This window comes from Epilithonimonas zeae, assembly GCF_900141765.1.
GTDB classification, from domain to species: Bacteria; Bacteroidota; Bacteroidia; order Flavobacteriales; family Weeksellaceae; genus Epilithonimonas; species Epilithonimonas zeae.
Window position 1 is genome coordinate 832,128 of sequence record NZ_FSRK01000001.1, and the last position, 22,094, is coordinate 854,221.

Annotated in this window: 30 protein-coding genes; 21 read left to right on the plus strand and 9 right to left on the minus strand. The window is 32.4% G+C overall.

Annotated features, from left to right (window positions below; genetic code table 11):
• Positions 1–8 precede the first annotated feature (8 nt).
• The 21 genes from BUR19_RS03725 to BUR19_RS03825 all read left to right on the plus strand — a co-directional run bounded on the left by BUR19_RS03725 (position 9) and on the right by BUR19_RS03825 (position 15,049).
• On the plus strand, positions 9–308 hold the full coding sequence (locus BUR19_RS03725) for a DUF6766 family protein (RefSeq protein ID WP_074233569.1): 300 nt from the start codon (positions 9–11) through the stop codon (positions 306–308).
• 156 nt (positions 309–464) lie between these two features.
• Positions 465–1,040 carry a ferritin-like domain-containing protein gene (locus tag BUR19_RS03730; RefSeq protein WP_074233570.1) on the plus strand — a complete coding sequence of 192 codons (576 nt, stop codon included), beginning with the start codon at positions 465–467 and terminating at the stop codon, positions 1,038–1,040.
• Positions 1,041–1,090: 50 nt separating this feature from the next.
• Positions 1,091–1,486 carry a hypothetical protein gene (locus BUR19_RS03735; protein ID WP_074233571.1) on the plus strand — a complete coding sequence of 132 codons (396 nt, stop codon included), beginning with the start codon at positions 1,091–1,093 and terminating at the stop codon, positions 1,484–1,486.
• 297 nt (positions 1,487–1,783) lie between these two features.
• Positions 1,784–2,395: a hypothetical protein gene (locus tag BUR19_RS03740; RefSeq protein ID WP_074233572.1), complete on the plus strand. Its 612-nt coding sequence runs from the start codon at positions 1,784–1,786 to the stop codon at positions 2,393–2,395.
• Between the two features lie 14 nt (positions 2,396–2,409).
• On the plus strand, positions 2,410–2,943 hold the full coding sequence (locus tag BUR19_RS03745; protein WP_139297254.1) for a hypothetical protein: 534 nt from the start codon (positions 2,410–2,412) through the stop codon (positions 2,941–2,943).
• Positions 2,944–3,637: 694 nt separating this feature from the next.
• Entirely contained in the window at positions 3,638–4,219 is a 582-nt protein-coding gene (locus BUR19_RS03750) for a hypothetical protein (RefSeq protein WP_074233574.1), read from the plus strand.
• Between the two features lie 19 nt (positions 4,220–4,238).
• On the plus strand, positions 4,239–5,027 hold the full coding sequence (locus tag BUR19_RS03755) for an SH3 domain-containing protein (protein WP_074233575.1): 789 nt from the start codon (positions 4,239–4,241) through the stop codon (positions 5,025–5,027).
• A 37-nt stretch (positions 5,028–5,064) separates the two neighbouring features.
• Positions 5,065–6,150, plus strand: a complete 1,086-nt coding sequence (locus tag BUR19_RS03760) for a YARHG domain-containing protein (protein ID WP_074233576.1) — start codon at positions 5,065–5,067, stop codon at positions 6,148–6,150.
• A gap of 173 nt (positions 6,151–6,323) precedes the next feature.
• On the plus strand, positions 6,324–6,779 hold the full coding sequence (locus tag BUR19_RS03765) for a hypothetical protein (protein ID WP_074233577.1): 456 nt from the start codon (positions 6,324–6,326) through the stop codon (positions 6,777–6,779).
• A gap of 21 nt (positions 6,780–6,800) precedes the next feature.
• Positions 6,801–7,514 (plus strand): hypothetical protein, encoded by a 714-nt coding sequence (locus BUR19_RS03770; protein WP_074233578.1) that lies wholly within the window; start codon positions 6,801–6,803, stop codon positions 7,512–7,514.
• A gap of 156 nt (positions 7,515–7,670) precedes the next feature.
• Entirely contained in the window at positions 7,671–8,033 is a 363-nt protein-coding gene (locus BUR19_RS03775) for a hypothetical protein (RefSeq protein WP_139297255.1), read from the plus strand.
• Positions 8,034–8,207: 174 nt separating this feature from the next.
• A complete protein-coding gene (locus tag BUR19_RS03780) occupies positions 8,208–8,522 on the plus strand; it encodes a hypothetical protein (RefSeq protein ID WP_139297256.1) in 315 nt (104 codons plus the stop codon).
• Between the two features lie 429 nt (positions 8,523–8,951).
• Positions 8,952–9,254, plus strand: a complete 303-nt coding sequence (locus BUR19_RS03790; protein ID WP_074233582.1) for a hypothetical protein — start codon at positions 8,952–8,954, stop codon at positions 9,252–9,254.
• Positions 9,255–9,400: 146 nt separating this feature from the next.
• Positions 9,401–9,886, plus strand: coding sequence for a hypothetical protein (locus BUR19_RS03795; RefSeq protein WP_074233583.1), 486 nt, complete (start codon positions 9,401–9,403; stop codon positions 9,884–9,886).
• 86 nt (positions 9,887–9,972) lie between these two features.
• Complete coding sequence (locus tag BUR19_RS03800) at positions 9,973–10,668, plus strand: hypothetical protein (protein ID WP_074233584.1); 696 nt, start codon at positions 9,973–9,975, stop codon at positions 10,666–10,668.
• 22 nt (positions 10,669–10,690) lie between these two features.
• On the plus strand, positions 10,691–10,900 hold the full coding sequence (locus BUR19_RS03805; RefSeq protein WP_074233585.1) for a hypothetical protein: 210 nt from the start codon (positions 10,691–10,693) through the stop codon (positions 10,898–10,900).
• Between the two features lie 10 nt (positions 10,901–10,910).
• Positions 10,911–11,156, plus strand: coding sequence for a hypothetical protein (locus BUR19_RS03810; RefSeq protein ID WP_074233586.1), 246 nt, complete (start codon positions 10,911–10,913; stop codon positions 11,154–11,156).
• Between the two features lie 11 nt (positions 11,157–11,167).
• A complete protein-coding gene (locus BUR19_RS03815; protein WP_074233587.1) occupies positions 11,168–11,443 on the plus strand; it encodes a hypothetical protein in 276 nt (91 codons plus the stop codon).
• Positions 11,444–11,803: 360 nt separating this feature from the next.
• Positions 11,804–11,965, plus strand: a complete 162-nt coding sequence (locus tag BUR19_RS18895; protein ID WP_175565864.1) for a hypothetical protein — start codon at positions 11,804–11,806, stop codon at positions 11,963–11,965.
• A 10-nt stretch (positions 11,966–11,975) separates the two neighbouring features.
• A complete protein-coding gene (locus BUR19_RS03820; protein ID WP_074233588.1) occupies positions 11,976–12,431 on the plus strand; it encodes a hypothetical protein in 456 nt (151 codons plus the stop codon).
• Between the two features lie 200 nt (positions 12,432–12,631).
• Positions 12,632–15,049, plus strand: coding sequence for a DUF5916 domain-containing protein (locus BUR19_RS03825; RefSeq protein WP_074233589.1), 2,418 nt, complete (start codon positions 12,632–12,634; stop codon positions 15,047–15,049).
• A gap of 185 nt (positions 15,050–15,234) precedes the next feature.
• On the opposite strand, the gene BUR19_RS03830 is transcribed toward BUR19_RS03825, so the two are convergent.
• From BUR19_RS03830 to BUR19_RS03870, 9 genes are all read right to left on the minus strand, one after another.
• A complete protein-coding gene (locus tag BUR19_RS03830) occupies positions 15,235–15,516 on the minus strand; it encodes a GNAT family N-acetyltransferase (protein WP_074233590.1) in 282 nt (93 codons plus the stop codon).
• Between the two features lie 2 nt (positions 15,517–15,518).
• Positions 15,519–15,917, minus strand: a complete 399-nt coding sequence (locus BUR19_RS03835; protein WP_074233591.1) for an OsmC family protein — start codon at positions 15,915–15,917, stop codon at positions 15,519–15,521.
• A 3-nt stretch (positions 15,918–15,920) separates the two neighbouring features.
• Positions 15,921–16,133, minus strand: a complete 213-nt coding sequence (locus tag BUR19_RS03840; RefSeq protein ID WP_074233592.1) for a (4Fe-4S)-binding protein — start codon at positions 16,131–16,133, stop codon at positions 15,921–15,923.
• Complete coding sequence (locus BUR19_RS03845; protein WP_074233593.1) at positions 16,133–16,660, minus strand: NADPH-dependent FMN reductase; 528 nt, start codon at positions 16,658–16,660, stop codon at positions 16,133–16,135. The genes BUR19_RS03840 and BUR19_RS03845 overlap by 1 nt, the downstream gene beginning before the upstream one ends.
• 169 nt (positions 16,661–16,829) lie before the next feature.
• The gene (locus BUR19_RS03850) at positions 16,830–17,288 is read right to left on the minus strand and encodes a hypothetical protein (protein WP_139297257.1); all 459 of its coding nucleotides are present in this window, start codon (positions 17,286–17,288) and stop codon (positions 16,830–16,832) included.
• A gap of 399 nt (positions 17,289–17,687) precedes the next feature.
• Positions 17,688–18,326 carry a response regulator gene (locus tag BUR19_RS03855; RefSeq protein WP_074233595.1) on the minus strand — a complete coding sequence of 213 codons (639 nt, stop codon included), beginning with the start codon at positions 18,324–18,326 and terminating at the stop codon, positions 17,688–17,690.
• The gene (locus BUR19_RS03860) at positions 18,326–20,053 is read right to left on the minus strand and encodes a sensor histidine kinase (RefSeq protein ID WP_074233596.1); all 1,728 of its coding nucleotides are present in this window, start codon (positions 20,051–20,053) and stop codon (positions 18,326–18,328) included. The genes BUR19_RS03855 and BUR19_RS03860 overlap by 1 nt, the downstream gene beginning before the upstream one ends.
• 210 nt (positions 20,054–20,263) lie before the next feature.
• Entirely contained in the window at positions 20,264–21,274 is a 1,011-nt protein-coding gene (pheS, locus tag BUR19_RS03865) for a phenylalanine--tRNA ligase subunit alpha (RefSeq protein ID WP_074233597.1), read from the minus strand.
• A gap of 129 nt (positions 21,275–21,403) precedes the next feature.
• Complete coding sequence (locus BUR19_RS03870) at positions 21,404–22,063, minus strand: YceI family protein (RefSeq protein ID WP_074233598.1); 660 nt, start codon at positions 22,061–22,063, stop codon at positions 21,404–21,406.
• Positions 22,064–22,094 lie beyond the last annotated feature (31 nt).

A 22,094-nucleotide genomic window follows, 5' to 3' on the forward strand; every position in this document is an offset into this window, starting at 1 on the left:
AAAATTATATGGTTGGGGAATATTTTACAGTTAAAAAACAAATCTGTTTTATTTCGGGAGCGGAAAGTGGTATCGGAAAAGCGGTTGCATTACCACATGTATTTTATCCGGGTTTGTTCGAGGTAGAATATATTGATAAAAATGCCGAGGTCGAAGATGAAAAGATTATAATGGCTGTAGCATCTATTGTTCTCCTTTCGATTGGGTTAAGACAAAAAGGTTCACCAGATTCCAAACTTGTCGATATGACTCGCAACGAAACGCCTTGGTGTGTTTTATTGAGCGAAATTTCTCTCGGTTTTATTTAGAAGTTGTTTAAAAAATGACTTGTAATGTGTTATGTTTAATAATTAATGATTTAAATTGATTATAATTTATCTATATTGTAATATTATTAATTTATTTTGGTATAATGATTGCAATAATTAATTTATTCACATTAATCAATACTAAAAATAAAAATTATGGCAACTACAAAATCAGCAACAGCTGCAAAAACAAAGACTGCTGCGAAAAGTACAACTACAACCAAAAAAACACCTGCTAAAAAAGATGCGGCTAAAGATTTAAGCGATCTTTTCGAAGATAGCTTAAAAGATATCTATTGGGCAGAAAAAGCATTAGTAAAAGCCTTACCAAAAATGATGAAGAATGCAACCAATGAAAAATTGAAAGCCGCTATCGAAAAGCATTTGGCTGAGACAGAAACACACGTTACTCGTCTGGAAGAGATTTTCGAATCTATGGGAAAAAAAGCACAGGCAAAAAAATGCGACGCAATGCAAGGTTTATTAGATGAAGCGGACAGCATTGTGGAAGAAACAGAACCAGGAACAGTGAGAGATGCAGGAATCATTGCAGCAGCGCAGAAAGTGGAGCATTACGAGATTGCTACTTATGGAACATTGGCGGCGTTTGCTAAAATTTTAAAAGAATCTGCTCCGATGAAAAATTTGCTTAAAACATTGGAAGAAGAGAAAACCTGTGATGAGTCTTTGACACAGCTTGCAGACGTTAATCTTAATTCTAAAGCAAAATAATCGACACATAGACTTGGAAACGTTAAACGAATTAATCAATTTTACAACTTATGGAAGTGCAAGAACTTAGACTTTACAATCTGCTTCAGTATGAAAATGATGTAGTGCCAGTAGTTGGGCTCAATCTTGCGAAGGACAAAAATCTTTCCTTAGTTCAGATTCAGCAAGGTAATTCCAAGATTCCTGTACATTCACAACAACTAAAACCAATTCGCCTTACCAGCGAGTGGCTTTCCAAATTTGGTTTCAAGGAAAGTTATCGCTCAAATTCCAGAATCCGATACGACTTACCCAACTTTGGAAAGTATGATTTTGACCTTTCGAAAGATAAAATTCTTGAGGGATTTTTATACTTCGGAAATTATATTCGATGTCATTATATACATCAGTTGCAAAATCTTCATTTTGTACTGACAGGAAAAGAATTAAAAGTGGAGAGCAATTGATTGCTCTCTTCTTTTTCATTTGACACGGCTCAAATCATAAACCAAGATTGGTGTAATTTTTAGATTTGAGAATATTCTAAATATTGAATGAAAAAATTGGAATGATTTTTATCCTTGTATTACTATCTGGCTGTTCAAAGAATAATGATTTCTCAGATTCTAATGATTCGGATAGTTTTATATAGACGGGCTGAATTATTATGATGCAGTTAAAGTTTTGGTAAATGACAGTTTAATTTATAAAAAATATCTGCGCATCAACTTTTTAAAAAGAAAATAAATAATATTAACCAAAACATGAAACCTAAGAAAGTACCAGGCGTTCCGGAGCATTACAAAGGAGCTCATTTCGATACAGAAAGTGATCGGGTTTTGGATGATCCGATTCTTGCGGCTCAGCAATTCCAATTTCTTAAAGAGCGTTTTTTCAATATCAATAACTGGCAAGAATACTGTGGAAAGATGTCTGCGGAATTCAAACTTTGTGATAAACACGGTTTTTATGTAGATAGAATGCCGAGAGTGGGCGATTTTTTAAGAATTGATATTCCCGGTCCTGGCAATCCACAAACCAAAGGTTATGATTGGGTAGAGATTGTTGCTATGGATGATCATTGTTTTGGTGATGAATTAGAACGGCATTTGATTTCCTGCAGACCATCAAAACCACCTGGCAGCAGGAGCGACAATATTGCACATTTTTATTCTCCAGAATCTTCATCAACATTCATTATTTCAAGAGGACCGAATTATATTAAGGTTGGAATTTATGGAAGGAATGAAATTGCTAATTTTTCCAGAACCGGAATTATTGGTAAGATACGAAACGCTTTCATCACAATCGGAGGATTTTTGAGGGTTACAAAATTCCAGTGGAAAGGTCTTGCAGAAGGTTTTCTTGATTTTTAGTTTTAAATATTGTAATGATGTTAAATACGGCTTTCTGTTTTCTTGTTTGTGGATCATTTTGCTTTGGACAAACCTATGAACAGCTGATGTCCTATTCTCATTACTACAGCAAGGATATCGATGCTTTTAAAGAATTTATTAATAAAGAGCCGGCAGCAACCCATTCAAATTACGGTATTCAACAAGTAGTCTATGAATTTCATAATCATAGTGTGGGTTTGGAAGAGCATAAAAGTGATAATGGTAAAATTGGAGAAATCTATGTTTTCCAAACCAATGAAAATCATACAAAAGCTAATTATGAATGGAAGAAATACTTCGATTCTATGAACAATAATCCATCATTTCAATTCGTCAAAGCTATTTTCAATGATGGGGTTACAAAAGACAACAATCTTACCCTTGAAAATTTCACAACTTTATTAAATTCAAAAAATATAAATTCTGACAGCAGTTATGGCGTTCGATATAAAAAATCCGATGTCTATTATTCTCTTTTTGTAATAAAAGGTAAGCTGGTTTTTACGGTGGATGATAAGAATTTTTGATTATTTCAAATTTTTAATTAATTATAACAGTCATAATAAAAGAATAATCTGCAGTAAGAAATAAATCTTATAATATCGAACATTAAAACACCCAAGATTTTCTTACCGGAATGCAAAAACAAAAAAATGAGATAAAATTAGCAAGGGCATAATTTGGATGAGCATTTAGTTACAGGATGGGATTGCTTTGAATGTCCTGAAACATCTTAAAACTTTAACATAAATATTTGGAGTGGGCAATTGAATTTCAGAGTTGGCAAGGATAAAAAGTAAATTAGTAAAGTAATACTGATTGTTATTTACTGATTGCTGAAACTAATTTCCAGAGATTTACGAATATCCGAATTGTAAAAATTCCTGAAATTTTCCTTGAAAATATTGAGCAGATAAATGAATTGATTTTTAGAATTGAGGGTGTTGATGCTGCATATTTTTATTTACCACAAATTTAAAATTGCAAAAATTTTAAAATGAAGTACCGTCATTGATTTTTAGTAGTGGTATTTTTTTTATTAAAACTTTTCGTAACCTTTGTCAATAAGTTGTGAAATTTATATTTTAATAAGTTGTGAAATTTATATTTTTACGTAGATGATTAAAATTTCAAAATGAGATTTTTGGAAAAGTGAGTTCGGGAGATTTTGTTTATTTGGAGTAAAATCTAAATGTATAAACACAAAATTTAATTAAACCCATGAAAAAAATAATACTAAAAATATATTTAGTTCTCTCGATACTTTTGGTGTCAGATGGCGTGCTGTATTATTTCTGGAAAATCAGTTTTGCAGGTTATTACAGTGATGTTATTTTGTTTTGGCTTTGGATCTTAACAAGTTTTTCAGTGATCGTTCTGTTTTGGAAAAAACTATTGGCGAAATTATTATTAGGAACATTGATCGTCGCCTTAATCCTGAGTATTTTGCCGATGATGCTGCCGTTTTACACCATATTTTTTGCGATGACACCTTTCGGTTCCAGAATGCAGAAAGATCTGAATCAAAATTATAGAGCTCAGATTGTTGGTTACAGCATGATGAGGCGTCCCTGGTTGGAAATCATTGAGAAAAAAGGAATTTTTGAACAACAAATTATCCAATGTACAGACCAGGATGTTTTTAAAAATGAGGTGGATTTAAGAATCGGTTCTGCAAAAGATATCCGATTTGATAGTGAAACAGATAATACTTTAACGCTTGTTTTGTTTTATGGCGGACCTAATTACAAAGTTACTTTTGATAAGAAAACAGGGAAAGTTAAAGCCATTGAAACTCATTAGTTAAACTAAAAATTATACTATGAAAATCAATCTTTCGACTTTATTATTAATTATAATTTTCACTTTGCAATCCTGCGGAGAGGAAAAACAGAAAGCAATTGAGAAAAAAGAACCTCAAAAAATAACGGAATTAAAGACCGATTCGGAAGAAGAATATATTACATCGTTTTGCAACTTTGCAGTGATTGTGGACAAAGATGGTTACGTGAACATAAGAGAGAAAGAATCTGCGAACAGTAAAATTATTGGGAAAATAAAATCTGGAGAAGCGGTTTTTATTTTTGAAGATTTGGACACAGATTGGCTGAATATTACTTTTGGTGACGATGAAAAATCTGGATATATACATCGTTCAAGAATAAAATATATCAAAGATTTAGAGAAGATAGCTTCTGTAGATTCCCACAATTACAAGGCTATTTTCCATTTGAATAATATTGACATAGATATCGAAACAGATGATTTTGATTATGAATCTAACAAGAAATATTTTTCAGAAACAGCGAAGGAAGACTTCATAATCAAAAAATATAAAGATCTTGAAATGTGGGGAACAGACGGAACAATTCCTAAAAGTTATTACAAGTCTATCACTGTGAAAATAGGAAATCAGGAAATCGAAATTCCTAAGAAAGATATTCAAGACCTTTTCAATCCCAATAATGATTACACCGAATGTTATTATGACAAAGTAAATAATTCGATATACATCCATTTGTCCAATTCCGACGGAGCGGGTTCTTATGTCGCATTATTCAAAATCGAAAACGGAGTTTATAAAGGGCGACAAGTTGAGATTCCTTTCTGAAAAGTGAATTGAAGATTTAATTTTAAAACCAACAAATATGACCAGATTTTTACTTCAAATAATATTGACATTAGTAAGTTGTTTAGCCTTTGCAAATGATGGCGCATTTTTCGCGAAAGGCAATCAATTGATTCCAATTAACGAAACCGATATTACAGTCAAAAAGGAAATCCTGACTCTTAAAAAAGTTCGAAATCAATTTATAGAAGTCACCGTTTATTATGAGTTTTTCAATCCGAAAGAAGAAAAGAAAATCACCGTTGGCTTTGAAGCTTTTTCGCCGGAAGGAGATGTAGATGGAGCACCAAAAAACGGGCAACATCCATATATGAGAGATTTCAAGGTGGAACTTAATAATTCGGTTTTGAAGTATAACGTCTCATATGTTTCCGACTCGTTGTACAATAAAAATGGGAAGATAAAGTCTTTGGATTTAACCAAATTCAATGGAAACAAAAGCGGGAATTATGTCGATTTTTTCTACGTTTATCACTTTGAAGCCAATTTCAAAAAGGGACTCAATATCATCAAACATACTTACAATTATGACGTTTCTGGTTCGATAGATTACAATTATGAATTTGAATATGTTTTGACCGCGGCCAATCGTTGGGCGAATAAACAGATTGATGATTTTACATTGATTATCGATACTGGCGAGTTCGAAACATTTTCTATTAATAAAACTTTCTTTAAAAATTCTAATGAGTGGTTGATTAACGGAATCGGAAAAACCGAAGATATCAAAGGAAATAAAAACTCTTTTATCGAAAATGATGCATTAAAATTCCACTTACAAAAAGGCAACATTATATTTCAAAAGAAGAATTTCAAAATCACTGGCGATTTGTTCTTATATGCCCAAAACTATTGGGGAAATCAGAATTTGGAATACATTCCGTTCTCTTATTATCAGGAAGATAAAATTGCGGAACCCAAAAATGATTTGGAAAGAAAAATACTCAAAAATTTACCATTTGCAAGACGTGGTTATGTTTTTCAGAATCAGGATTTGAATCAGTTTTACAAAACAATGGAGTGGTATATTCCCAATCCTGATTATAAACCTGAAACAGAAACTCTCACCGAAAGAGAGAAAAAATGGGTGAAAAGGTGGAAATGAAATAATGACGGATGATGATTGCATACTAATCATAAAAAAATAACACAATTAAATTGTAACTAATTTTCAACGAATTGCAAATAATATTTTCAATTTTTTATGATTTTAATTATCTTTAAAAAGTGAACAATTTTATTCTAATCCAAAAATTGTATAACTAAAAAAAACAAACAATGATGAACTTAAAACCAATTTTTATGGCATCTGCGTTGATGCTGTCTGCCAGCAATTTTCTATCGGCAAAAGCCAAAATTCCTATTGGTGAACGAGAAGTATTAAACAAAGTTTACGATTTGCCCAACACAGACGAATTCAAATTAGAAAACGGCGATTATCTGGATTTGGCAACACTTCACAAAGAGTTCAATATCGCTTACATTCTACCTTTGTACATCATGGAAGAACCAAAATTGGTAGGTTATGATGAAAAAACAGATGAATTTTACAACATGCCGGATAAAGAAATGGATGCGATTTTAGCCTCTCAAAAGCTCGAAAAAAATGACCTCAATAAACTTCCTTTTTATACGAGATATGGTGGAAAGCTAGTGGCATTGCTTCTTATTGCTTTTATAATCTGGGGCGCAATTCCTTCCAAGAAAAAGAGAGTAGAACCAACTAATGTCTAAACTTTAAAAACACTAAATACTATGATTACAATTTTTTTTATTATCGGATTTATGGTGCTTTTTTACGGCGGCGTGATGTATTTTATGTACGCAAAAAAGCAAAAAATGAAACAAACTTTGCAAAGCACAGATTTCAAATCAGAGTTTCAACGGGCAGAAACTTACAAATCTAATTTTCTGAACGGCGATTACAGTTATCTGAAAACCCAGATGAACGGAAAACCCATTGATGCATTCAATTTTGCAAACCTTGAATATTCTGGCGCAACTGCTATCAAAGATGGGATGAAAGATTCTTTGAAAAGTATGGCGACTTTGGGAACGGTAAGATATCAAACCGTTCAGACTCCGAAATATTTGATTTTGAGTAATGATGAACTTCACCTTTTGGATACCGATACCGATGGCGATATTAGCAATCATTTGGTGTTTGACAGTCACAGGCTTTCACAATCGAGTCTGGTTGAGATTCCGCAGCAAGGAACAATGAAAGCTTTTGCAAAACAGAAAGGTGATGAGGTGAAAGCATACAAAATTTCTTTAGCAACAGATGATAAACCGATAGAGCTGATTTTGTTTTCGGCGCTTATTTTTACCCACGTGAATACGGCAAGCAACATGCTGTCGATGGATATGCAGAAAATAGTTCAGGAAAATGTAATCGCTAATGACTTTCTCAAAAAACTGGGTGACAAATATCCAAATCTGAAAGTTGATGTTCCTATTTTGAATTAATTGCAACAATAAAAATCTTATAAAAACGTGTAAACAGCTTCTGTTTATGCGTTTTTATCTTAATGCAAGAACACAATGAGAAATAAATTAATATTGATAAATATTTTTGTATCTATTTTTTTTAATGCGCAAAGAGTAGATCTAAGGAAACTTGTTATGAATAGCGATGTAATTGTTTATGTCGAACGTAATGATTTTGAGACTTCTATTGAAAATATTAACGACCATTTTTCCAAATCTTATCTGAAAATTAAAAGCTATCAAAAAATTATTAAAAATTATTCTGATATCAAGTTTGTTAATAAAGATATTTATGAACCTACAGGAAAAAATGATTTCTACAATGATAGTGAACTGAATGAAGGTGGATGCGATGTACTCGGCGATATTATAGAACTTCAGCAAAAAAAATATTACAGCCTGATTTTTTTGGAGAGAAAAAGTAATAATCTCGGTGTTTTAGCTCACATTTGGCGGAAAGATTTTAATTATGAAACCATTATTCAGAAGATAAACTAAATCCAAAAACTTGACAAAATAAAATCTCTGAAAGAACGCTATGAAAAGACATTAGATTACTATCTGGAATATGATGAAATCCGTACCTGGAGCGATGAATTCAAAGATTTTATTTGGTATTATAAAAGAGAAAAAATCCTGCAGACAGATGAATTGATCTTAACCGAAAAACAGTTGAAAGTTGCACTGCAAAAATTTTTGGATGGCAATGAACTTTCTTATTATGATTTTGTCAAAGACAAATATCCAAAAGAAGTGAGAGCGTATTATTTAAAAAAAATGCAAGCTTTTCAAAAGATTGAAAACGAGAACGAAATCGATTTCTATAATTTTAAAGAAGCGTATGAAAGAGCTACCAATACATATTTTATGGATCGAAGCGAACTTGGAGTTCTTAAAGATAAACTGACAGATGATATACCATTTGATGAAAAACAGAAAATAATGATGACACTTATTGATGATGCAAAAATTAAACAAATTAACTGATGAATAAACTGATTCCTTTCCTGAAAAACTCAACGTTTTACTTTCTTGTCATTTTTACAGGGACATTTTTACAGGTTTATTGGGCAATGGGATATTTGTCGGACAAACTATCATCCAGTTGTTTGGATTGCAGTTTTGCTTTGGACACATTATTTATTTCTTTGTTTTCAGCCATTTTTCTCAGCCTGATTTTTATGTTGATTTCAAAAATTAAGAATCTCTATTTAAAACTAATTCCGGAATTTTTCCTGCTTACATTTTGGTGGTTTTTTATAGATTATTCAGATTTTGTAGAAAGAGAATCATCGTGGAGCACTTATCTTTTTAATGAGGAAATTAACGAAACTTTAAATCACAGTTTCTTCCCGATTTTAATAATGTCTGTTATTGTAATTTTTATAATTAATTACCGATCAATTCTCAAAAGAAATGAAACAAGCTGATTACATTCAACTTTTGAAAATCATTGCAGTTCTGGTTTTGTTTATTTTCATTCCAGCTTTGCTGTTCTATCTGGGAATTGTCGTCCCGGAATATTGCGCTTGTGACAAAACGATGTATGAAGGCCAAAAAGGAGTTGATATTTGGGGCGATATAGTCTATTGTGATGGAGAAAGTCAGGATTTTGCTGAGGCATTTTTCCAACTTTTTACGACTGTTCTTTTGGGCTGTTTGGCTCTTCTGGCTTTTATTCGCTTCTTAATTTATAGAATAAAAAAAAATAACAAATGAGAAAAATAATATTACCCTTCATTTTATTTAATTTTTCGTTAGATTTTCAGAAAGAAGGAACATTTTTAACCAAAACAGGATTCTTCTGAGTTTGGCTACATTTTGGATTGATAGAATTGAAAAAACTCAATTAAAAACTCAAACCAATGAAATCAAAAACACTCATAACCATTTTACTAACAGGAATTATATTCTTTGCTTTAGGCTTTTTCGGTAAAGACTTTTATCAAAAGAAACAAAATATTGAGGTTCCGGCCTCAAAAACTCCCGTAGAAAATCCCAAACAAGCAGTTGATAAAAAATCTAATCAGAATACCGATTTTTCTAAAATACTCAAAGGCAAATTCATTCTAAAAGGAGCTGATTACGCAGGATTCGATTTCGTAGACAACCAAACGATTACTTGGACCAACGAAATGTTTCCGATGAATCCCGATACGATGCGGGTGAAATGGATTGATGAAAGAACTTTCGTGGCAACTTTTACCCAAAAAGTCAACGATGATTGTCCGCCGGCCAATTGGATCAGGAAGATAGAATCTTACGACGGTTACCAGTTAATTATCAGGAATTATTGGACGGGTTGGGGGAAATCACCCGATACGTCGGAAGTTTTTTACAAAGAAAATTAATTCCTGAAACGATTTCGTGATGTATTAATTCTAAACCACAACGAATATTTTAAATTGTTATTTTTAAACCTACAAAAACACTAAAAATGAAAAGCTATTTATTCCTGATTATAATATTTTTAAGTCTAAATATTAAGGCTCAAAATCTGAGAGAAGAAATCAAACTGAAAAACTCTGATTTCAAAGTCTATGATATCGATTCCAATGAAAAAGATTCTGATGTTACCAAATATCAGATTATCGATTCCAAAGGCAAAAAATTGGAACACATTGCCAGAATTTTCGACAAGAAGCTGAACAAAGAAACGTTTCTTGGGATTTACAGAAAAAATGATTCTGAAATTCATTTTATAGAATTCAATCAGACCAAAGAAGTGCCGACGCTGAACCATTATGTTTATATTCCTGATGCGAACGGTAAATTGGTTTTAGCCAAAAAAGAAGTCGGCTTAAAAGATTATCCGGCAGATTTGCCTCCAAAATTTAAAAACAATAAACCGATTCATCCGGAATTTGTTGGTGGCGATGCAGAACTAAACAAATGGGTTGAGAAAAATATCACACCAATTCTGAAAAAGGAATTGACTACGAAAGATTTTGTTCTTACTCTGGAAATAGACGAGAACGGAACGGCAACTTTACAGAATCTGTCATTACTTTCATTAAAAAACGAAACGGAAAAAGCCTTGATTGCAAAAATCAGTGAAATGCCCAAATGGAATACGACTGTTCAAGGTTATAAAGTGACTGGTGTGGCTTATGTTCCGGTTTCTAAGCCTTAAATGTTAATAATTAATCTATTTAATGACTATTTTGTTTTTAATTTTATTAATTCCACTTTTAGCAGGAGCTTGGTACGGAATAGATTACCTAGTGAAGAAAATAATGAAGGAAAGGTATAATGTTAAAATTACGTTGATTTCGTTTGTCGTTGCTGTTCCTGTTTTATTTATGATGTTCGTTTATATTTTATTGTCTTTAGCGTTTATGTCGGGAGCTGAGTTTAAAGATTGAATTTATCAAGATGAAAAGACAATTCAGATTTATAGTTACATTTCTATTATTGATTTCAGGATTAATTAATGGATTAAATGGGCAAAATATCAAAGAAATTTTCTATGAGAATGGCACTTTAAAAGAAAAAGGATTACAAAATAAAGCTGGAAGTAGAACTGGTGGATGGAAGTTTTATTACGAACATGGATCATTGTTGCAAGTTGGAACAGACTACGATGAGAAAGGTAATTTCGTAAAGACAGAGAAATATTAGATTAATAACAAATGAAAAAAATTCTAGCCCTATTTACCATAACTACAACATTTATTTTTTCATGCAGTCAGAAAAAACCTGATTGGATAAATAATATTCCGCCAAATCCTACCGAACAAAATCGTCTTGACAAACATCAGCTAAGGAAAAATCTCTGGCATATTTCCGGAATTATTGGTCAGGATATTGAAAACGATCAGGAGTTAATAATTTCGAAAATTGATACAACTGACCAACATTCTATGTATGGAACATCAATAAAATTTAATATCAATAATACTTATTAAGATTCTTATCACGCAAAGTGTGGAAATGATTGCTTTCCTTCATCCAAAGGGAATTATATTTTAAAAGATGAAAATCATATTGCTATCAAGGCTAAAGAATTTCATCAGTCTGGAGATTGTGATGCCAAATCCATACTGCTTGATACAGATTACGTTACATATTATATTTCTCAAACTTCTGACGGAAATCTAAAACTGATTAAAAGTAATGGAAATCCAAAAGAAGACAAACAAAATCAATATTACTCAACTCTTTTTGATAAATATTATGAAGAACTCAGAAATACACAATTAGATTTTAAAACAAAATCAAAGTCCAATGAAAAAAGGGTAGAAGAGTTTCTTGAGGATAAAGCGCATTTGAAAAACTATAAAATCCTGTACACAAGAAAGCAAGATGACTTATTCCTCATCAACCTTGTGAAAAATATGGATGTTAAAAATGATTACTATTTTGTCATCAATGGTTTTAGAAATAATTATGATTATCAAGTGGGTGCTTTTAAAGTAAAGAATCTATAAAAAATTACAAATGAGAATTGTATTTTTAATTTTTATATTCATCATTATTTTAACTGGTTGTAATGAAAAGGATAGTAGTACTCAACAGAAAAATGAAGATATTTTGCCAAATAAAATTGCAGAATCAAATCAAGAAAATAATGTTATTCTAGGAGAAGATCTTCCCGAAATCAATGCTTACGCAAAAAACATCTATAAAAAGAATAATGTTATTTATATAGAAATAGATTTGATTGAAATAAAATATGAAAATGTCGACGATAAAATCATTGTAAATAATAATCCTAAAATAAGAACTTATATTATTGATAAAAGTTCATTAATTTATTCTAATGATTGCAAAGAATTGACCGTATCAGAATTATTTAAAATAAAAGAAAAACTTCTCAAAGACCACTCTATAATTATCGTTGGAACCTCGGAACATGGAAAGATGAAAAGTCTTAATTTTGGTTGTTATGGCTAGTTAAAAATTTAGGTAATTTGATTTAAAATCAATCAGAAGAATCGGATACATTTTAAGTTAGAGATAATTGTTGATCGATTTTTTTATTTTATTGGGAAAATAAATTATAAAATTGAAAACCAGTCTTTTGGCTGATTTTTGTTGTCTTGATGTAACATAATTTATTGAGTCATTGTCTTATCATCAAGTAAGATAAAACTATGAAAACTAAATTTTGCATTCTTATACTAACGCTTTTTTTATGGCAAATTTCCGCACAGAAAACTATCGCTTCAGATAGCATTTCAAGAAAGAAATTGCAAGCCATCAAGAAAGACCAGAATATAAAAATTGACGGGATTTTAGATGACGAGATTTGGAAAAATGTTCCTATAGCAACCAATTTTGTAGAAAGACAACCAAATAACGGAAAGCCTCAAGCCGATAGTTTGAAAACAGAAGTCAAATTTCTTTATGACGACACAGGATTGTACATCGCAGCGCAAATGTACGACCCACAACCTTCAAAAATTTTAAAAGAATTAACAGAAAGAGATAATATTGCGAATGATGATTTTTTTGGAATAATCATCAATGGTTATAATGACCATCAGCAGAGTTTGGAATTCATTGTGACTGCAGCAGGCGTTCAGGTTGATGGAAAATTAACGACAGAAAATGAAGATATGTCTTGGAATGCTGTCTGGTATAGCGCTGTGAAAATCAATGATAAGGGTTGGGCTGTAGAAATGAAGATTCCGTTTTTTGAATTGCGTTTTCCTAAGAAAGATTTGCAGGAATTTGGTCTTAATATGATTCGGAAAATCAAGAGAACCAACACGATGTATGATTGGAACCATGTCGACAATCAAAAAGGGAACTATACTTTGTACGACGGTGTTCTCAACGGCGTTGCGGAAGTAAAAACGCCAACCAGATTATCTTTCACACCTTATTTTTCAACCTACGTCAATAGTTACGACGGTAAAACAGAAATGAATGTCAATGGCGGAATGGACCTGAAATACGGGATCAACGACGCTTTTACATTCGATATGACTTTGATTCCGGATTTTGGGCAAGCCAATTTTGATAATTCGATTTTAAATTTGACACCTTTCGAACAACAATTCGCAGAACAACGATCATTTTTTATGGAAGGAACGGAGCTGTTCAGTAAAGGTGATTTGTTTTATTCCAGAAGAGTTGGTGGAAGTCCGTCGAGATATCCAGTCATTGATGAAGAAAAAGAAACCATAACAGAATATCCTGGAAAAGTAAAATTATTCAATGCTTTCAAAATCTCCGGAAGAACCAAAAAAGGTTTGGGCATTGGAATTTTCAATGGTGTGACGGAAAAAATGGAAGCTACAATTCGCGATAACGAAACTGGCGCAACCAGAAAAGAAGTGGTAGAGCCTTGGACCAATTATAATGTTTTGGTTTTTGACCAGAGATTTGGAGATAACTCATCTGTGACTTTGGTCAACACAAGTACGCTGAGAATGGGGGATTTTCGGGATGCCAACTCTACAGGACTTTTATGGAATATTGCCAACAAAAAGAATACTTACAATTACTACGGAAACCTGAAAGGAAGTTGGGTCATGGATGATGGAACTAAATTCGGAAACAGAGGGACTGTGGGAATTGGAAAATTCTCGGGCAAAAATCGTTTCGAAATTAATGCCAATTACGTCAACAAAGATTGGGACATCAACGACCTTGGTTTTTCGACCAAAACGAATTACGGAAATCATAATGTCTGGTACGGTTACAGAATTCTTCAGCCAACCGAAAAACTGAATAATATGTACTTGAATTTTAATCTTAATTATTACCACAGATTAGAACCGTTTCTGAATCAGAAATTGATATTCAATCATAATAACTCTTTTACAAACAAGAAATTTCAGAGTTTTGGAGGCGGAATCGAGTTCACACCTTATGGCGAAAAAGACATTTACGAACCGAGAACATTTGGTAGATATCTGAATGTTCCCGGCTATTTTGACAGCTGGCTTTGGTTTGAGAGTGACAGCCGAAAAAGGCTGCAATATAACATCACAGTTGACTATTATGCTTACGACCAAAAGGGAAGAAACTATGTTGTTCCATCGTTGTACTTGCGTTACAGAGCTTCCGATAAAATGAAGATAATTTGGCAGTTTAATCCGGTTTTCAGTAACAATGAAATTGGATATTCGGGGAAAGATTCAGGCAATATTTATATGGGAAGAAGGCAGAGAAATACTTATGAGAATGCGATTACAGGACAATATACATTCAATGAGAAAATGACTTTGGCTCTTGCATTCAGGCATTATTTTTCGGATGTGACTTACAAGCAATTCTATACACTTGAGAATGATGGAAATTTGAATCCCAACACAACTTACAATCCAAACTTGAATGGGACTTACAACTCTTGGAATGTAGATTTGCGTTATTCTTGGTGGTTTGCACCGGGAAGTCAATTGACTTTGCTTTACAGAAATGCGACCAGCAATTATCTGGAAATGTCCAGAATGCGTTTTAAAAATAACTTTGACGAATTATTCAATGCGCCAATGATCAATAATTTTTCACTGAGAATCTCTTATTTCTTAGATTATAACAGAATGAAGAATTGGTTTTAATGACAGTATTTAGAATATTTTGGGCAGCTTAATCCGCCTTCCGCTCCCAATCTTTTCACTCCACTACGTTACGTAAAAAGGATTTCCGCTAAAGTCGGGCTGCATGCAATTCAAAACAAAACCTCCATTTCAATACTGAAATGGAGGTTTTATATCGTTCATAATTTATAATTCATCATTAATATTTAAAGAACGTCTCTGATTTCTTCATTCTTCTGGAAAGTCGCTTTTGCAAAAGGACAAAGCGGAATGATTTTCAGATTGTTTTCTCTGGCAAATTCTACAGCTTTGTAAACCATTGCTTTCCCGACGCCTTTGCCGTTATAGGCGGGTTCAACTTCAGTATGATCAATAATGATTTTATCATCTCCAGCCCAAGAATAGGTCATTAATCCAGCTTTTTGTCCGTCAAATGTTGCTGCAAATTCTCCTTTTGTTTCCCAATTATGTTGTGTTACTTCTAGCATTTTTATTTGATTTTAGTTAATACTTCTATATCGTTGGTTAATATTTTATGAACGGGACAAGCGTCCGATATTTTGAAAAGCTTGTCTTTGATATCTTCACTGATTTCGGTTGCTCCAAAATCAATTAATCTGCAAAATTGTGCCGTTTTGGTTTGGGGATAATTTTCCAGTTCCACTTCCACATTGATTTGCGGAATGTCCCAACCTTTTCTGTCAATATACATTCTTAAAGTTGCTGCAGTACAGCTTGCGAGAGAAGTTGCCAAAATCTCAAACGGATTGAAACCTTTGTTTCCACCGCCTTTATCAACAGGTTCATCCGTTATTATTCGGTTTTCCCCCGCTATAACCTCTGTGTAATATTTTTCCGTTCCCAGACTTGCTTTTACTGTTACTCCCATTTTTTAAGAATTTAGTTTATAGCTCAACGCGCCAGATGGACAATGGTTGATTTGATTTTTCAGTTCTTCTGCAGTTGCGTTTTCTGGTTTTATCCAAGGTCTGTCTTTCGGATTATAAACTTTTGGCAACATTTTTACGCATACAGCAGCGTGGATGCAGACTTTTGGTTTCCAAATGATGATGATTTCGCCTGCGTTATATTCGTGGGTATCCATTAGATTTGATTTTTAAAGTTTTCGATTTTAGAATTAAGTTCACTCAAAAGTTGAGGTTCGATAACCCCGTTGTCCGAATCAAAATTTTCATAAAATTTGGGAAGAGAAAAAGTCTCTTTGATGTCTGCTCCAAATGCCGGAAAGAATTTTGAAGCTTCAGCCATTACATTTCCACCACCGTAACCGCCAGGAGAGGTAGTCATCAAAAACATTGGTTTATCCTGAAAAACTTTCACATTGATTCTGGACGCCCAATCAAAAATATTCTTGAAAGCTGCACTATATGAACGATTGTTTTCTGCCAAGGAGCAAATAATGACATCAGAATCTTCAATATTTTTCAAAAACCTATGCGCTTCTTCCGGAAATCCATTTTTCTCCAAGTCAACAGAGAAAACAGGCATCAGATAATCATTAAGGTCAATCAAATTAATTTCTTCGTTTGAAAAACTTTTCAAAACAAATTTTACCAGTTGTTTGTTAATAGAAGTGGAAGAGTTGCTTCCGGCAAATGCAAATATTTTCATAGTCTGAGATTTTTATAAAGTTACTTATTATTTGATTTCAAAATTAAACAAAGCAAAAACTCTGTAAATTGATGTAGGATATGTTCGTAAACTTGAGATAATCTCAACAATAAAAAATCCTGCAAAACTTAATTCGCAGGATTCTCGGGTTAAATAATTAACTATATGTTTATAATTCAGTTTCGGTTTTCACGTAGGATATAAGATCCGACATTTTATTGAATTTTGAAGCTTCGCTCTTAGGTAATGTTCCTAATCTGTAGTAGAAGCTTTTCATTCCTCTTTTTGTATTGATATTAATTGTCATAATATAATTCATAAGTCCTCTTTCTATCTTGTAAAACATCACCTTTTGCAGAGGAACTTCCAGAACCGGATGATGATTAGCAGAAAGCGGATGTCTGTATTTTACAGATAAAATATGTTCAGAAACTTCCAATGAGAAAGTTTTCAGTAGCGTTATTCTCCAAATGGAAAACATAAATACAATCAAAAAAATGCCGTATAAAGTTGCTTTATCTAATATTAAAAACTTTGTGGCGAACACCAAAAATAATATATCCAATATCAGAAGAAGGAAAAACCCATACATTGCGATTGCAATCTCTTTGCGGTTATTTACTTTCATCGTTTTATTTTTGTTTAGATAGATTGATTTTAAAAGTGTCCGTTTATAGAGACTGATATCTATAAGACGAACACTTGATTTCATTATTTGTGTGATAGAATCTTGAAAATTGCATTTTCATCATTTGCATTTTTTAGTATTTCCAGCAGAGCCGAAGCTCTGCAAAAAAATACCAAATTTCATTATTGTGTGTGTTTTTAGAATCAAGTCTCCAACTTTAATCAGTTATTAATAGAATTACTATTTTTAGTGATTATAATTATTGACTTTTTATTGATACAAAAATATCAGTAAAGCGATATTCTAAGCAAGAAAACACAATAGATGTATGTCGATGAGCTTGTAGATATTTATCTACAAATCAAAAGATGAAGAAATAACTTTTTAATAAAGAAAGAATTATTGATGATTATTTTTAATCAATTCGGATAATTCTACGATGTTTTGGATATTCAGCTTTTCAAAGATTCGTTTTTTGATAGTGCTGATGGTATTTTGTTTAACGTCCAGCTTATTTGCAATCTCCAAATTGCCCAAGCCTTTTGCATACATTTCTGCGATTTCCATTTCTCTTTCTGTAAGGCGGTTCAATGGATTTGCAATAGTTGGATTTTGTAGGGAATTCATCAATAAAGATTGCGTAACAGGCGAGATGTATTGCCCGTAAGTTTGCATCTTCATAATAGCTTGCTTTATTTCTTCTTCTTCGCTCAGTTTGCTAAGAAAGCCATTAGCACCTGCATTAATGAACTTCAATGCGTGTATTTCTTCGTCAATACCAGTAAAGATTAGAATTTTAATTTCCGGTCTTGTTTTTTTGATTTGTGGAATAATTGTCAGGCTGTTTCCATCAGGAAAATGTGCGTCTATAATTGCAATATCAATTGGATTGGTTTCCACAGTTTCCAATACTTTAGATAATGTTGAAGCCTGGAGAATCTCACAATCTAAAACGATCTCTTCCAAAAGAAACACAATGCCTTGCCTGATAAGGCTGTGGTCGTCTGCAAGTAAGAAAGTTGTTTTGTGTTCTAACATTATTTATTGATATTTAAATTAACAGAAAAGCTCACGGTTGTACCTTTTCCAAGTTTACTGGCTACAGAAATATCTCCGGAATATAGTCCAACAAGTTCTTTGCATAAACTCAATCCCAAACCAGCGCCCAGATTTTCTACATCTTCAGACAAAACACCTTGATAGTAAGGTTCGAAGATTTTTTCAAGATCAGATTCCGAGATTCCGGCTCCAGTGTCTGTTATTTTTGTTATGAGCGAAACTGTGTTTTCATCGACATATTTGGTTTTTGTATCAACACTAATTTGTCCATTTTCTGTGAATTTGTTAGCGTTACCAAGAATATTCATAAAAATCTGATTGATCTTTGTGTTGTCAGAATAGACCACAAGATCTTTATCAATGTTTTTATCGATTACAAATTTATTATTTCTCGTTTGGATATAAGGTTCAATTGAATTAAGAATAGAATCAATCTCATTATTAAGGTTGAAAACTACCGGAATCAATTTATTTTCTACTTGTTGATTTTTGGTGTACTCCAGAATCTGATTCGCCTGCATCAACAGAGTATTATTGGTGAAACTTATCGATTTCAGATATTCTTTGATGCTTTCGTCTGTCGTTTTTTTATTGATTCTGTTGATGAAAATGCCAATAATTTTCAGAGGAGATCTCAATTCGTGGCTCAGCATTCCTAAGATTCTGTTCTTGAAATTAAGGTTTTCTTTAATCTGAATATTAGCTGCTTTTAAACGTTTCTCATAAATAAACGCAATTCTTGTCAGGAACATAATCAATATAGAAACAATAAACATCAAAATCATTGCTCCTAAAACTAAATAGTTTCTGATTTTGTTTTTCTCAGAATTCAGATTTTCATATTCTTTTTGCAACTCAAATTTAGAATCTTTGATGGCTACTTCATAAATGTTCATCAAATCGTTGCTGTAAATCAAAAGCGTATTGAAAATCTTGTAAAACTTATTGCTATGGTTTTTGCTATTGGTAACATTAACCTGGATTTTCTGAACTTCTTTAGAATAATGGTTGTTGATGGTATTTACTATGCTGTCCATCTCTGTTTTGATTTTTTCAGCATTTGTTATACCTCCATTTTTTACAGTAATTACAGTACTTTCTTTTCTAACATTATCTTTTCCAGCAATTGCATCGCCTAAACGCCCAAACAGGCCTTTCTTTTTTACGGAGTCAGAAATGGTTTTGGTTTCAATATCAAATTTAGCATAATCGTAATGCAGATCATACTTTTTCATTTTTGGAAGATCCTCCCGAATTTTAAAACTCGATTTTGTAGAAAACTGATAAGAAGAATCTGCGAGTAATTTTAATTTTTTAAATTCCGATGAATCTTTTTTCTGAGGAAGCAAAATGTTTTCCAGCTTCGGATTCTTATAATTATTGATGCTGTCTAGATTTTTTGTCAATCTGTTTACAGATTCGAAATAAGATTCCAGATATTGTTTGTCATCGGTAATCAGATATTTTTGAAAATAATCCTGAGAATTCAGAAGTTCTTTTTTAGAATCGTTGGTAAGGTTTTCTAAAGAATTGATTTCTTTTAATTGATTTTCTATAAAAGTCAGGTTCTTTCTGCTTTTGAACTCGTTATAAAAGAAGCCTGCTAAAATAACTTGGATTAATAGAATACAGAAAATAAGAAAATAGTGAACAATTTTTCTTAATCTAAAGTTTTGTTTATTGGTGTTTTTCTCTTTTGGTTCCATTTTGTGTTTTTTACTAGTTTTTGTTTTCAGTCGTTGTTATTGACATAATATACAAAAATAAAAAAACTCACAATAATATGCCTTTATGAAACTATTTTTCATAAATATAAAATTGTACAACTGTTTTTATTAGTTTTCTATATAAAGTTAATAAAAAATCCTGCAAAATTAGCTTTTACAGGATTAATTTTTATAGATTTTGTGCGCTATTTATAAAGTTTTGAACTGCTCCAGCATTCTGATATCGTTTTCAAAGAACATTCGGATGTCGCTCATTTGATAAAGAAGCATTACAATTCTCTCGATTCCCATCCCAAAAGCATATCCGGAGAATTTATCAGGATCGATATTCACATTTTTAAGAACCGCAGGATCTACCATTCCGCAACCCATAATTTCTAACCAACCTGTTCCTTTTGTGATTCTGTAGTCGGTTTCGGAATTCAAACCCCAATAAACATCTACTTCTGCACTAGGCTCTGTAAATGGGAAGTAAGAAGGTCTCATTCTGATTTTTGATTTACCAAAAAGTTCTGTTGTAAAGAACTGAATGGTTTGTTTCAAATCTGCAAAACTTACATTTTCATCAATATATAAACCTTCAATCTGGTGGAAAATACAATGCGAACGGGAAGAAACCGCCTCATTACGAAAAACTCTACCTGGAGACAAAATCCTCATTGGTGGTTCGTTGTTTTCCATATGTCGGATTTGTACAGAAGATGTATGCGTTCTCAACAAAACATCAGGATTTTGTTCGATAAAAAACGTATCCTGCATATCTCTCGCCGGATGATATTCCGGAAGGTTAAGTGCTGTAAAGTTATGCCAATCATCCTCAATCTCTGGTCCATCTGCAACAGCAAAACCTATAGATTTGAAGATGTCAATGATTTTATTTTTAACTAAATTGATTGGGTGACGAGAACCTAATTCCAAAGGAAAAGCAGGTCTTGTAAGGTCTTCTTTTTCAAGGATGATTTTGCTTTCGGAAGATGTTTTCAGTTCCTCAAGCTTTTCATTCACAGTATTTCTTAAGATATTGATTTTTTGTCCAAAATCTTTCTTTTGCTCATTAGGAATTTGTTTCAATGCATCGTAGAAATCATTCATGATTCCTTTTTTTCCATTGAATTTTAAGCGGAACTGTTCTATCTCATCCTTTGCAGAAGACTGGAAGTTTTGTACTTCTAGCAATAGGTCATCAATTTTCTTTAGCATTATTCTTTATAAAAAATAGATTGCAAAAATACGATTTTTAAACCAAAAATTCCATAAAAAAATCTGCCTTTTCTAAAAGCAGATTTCAATTTTAATCTTGAGACTCAAGTCTTGTCTCTTGAATCTTTATTATTTCTTTTCGATAGCTTTCACTTTCATCTGAACATTGATTTCGTTTTTAATCAAACCTTCAGCGGCAGGCATTTGAAATTTAATTCCAAATTCATCTCGGTTGATGTCTTTTGGTTCCGTTGCAATACTTAGTTCACCATCTTTAACTTTTACATTGGCATTGAAGCTTGCGGGCTTTGTAATTCCTTTTATAGTAAGGTTTCCATCAAGAATCGTGTTGTAATCGCTTCCTGCAACATTTTCTGTAACTTTAGTGATTTCGTAAGAAGCCGTTGGAAATTTTGTTGTGTCAAAGAAATCAGCACTTTTCAAATGTCCAAGAAGTTTTCCATTAGATTCAGAATCTTTCAAATCCTCATTGGTTAAAGAGTTCATATCAAGTACAAATTGTCCACTTTCCAGCTTATTATCTTTCACGGTTACTTCTCCGCTTTCAAACTTCAAAGCGCCGATATGGCTTGTGTTATCAGACTTTATTACTTTAAAACCTTTCCATTCTGCTTTGCTGTTAAGCGTGTCTACAACATAAACCTGTCCGTCTGTGGTGGTCAAAACCTCATTGCTTTCGCTGGTTACAGGTTTGTCTTTACCACAAGAAATGATAAAAACCGAAGCAGAAATCAATAAAAATGCGGCTATTAAAGTTGTCTTTTTCATTTTAAATCTTTTAAATTATACTTATTTTTGT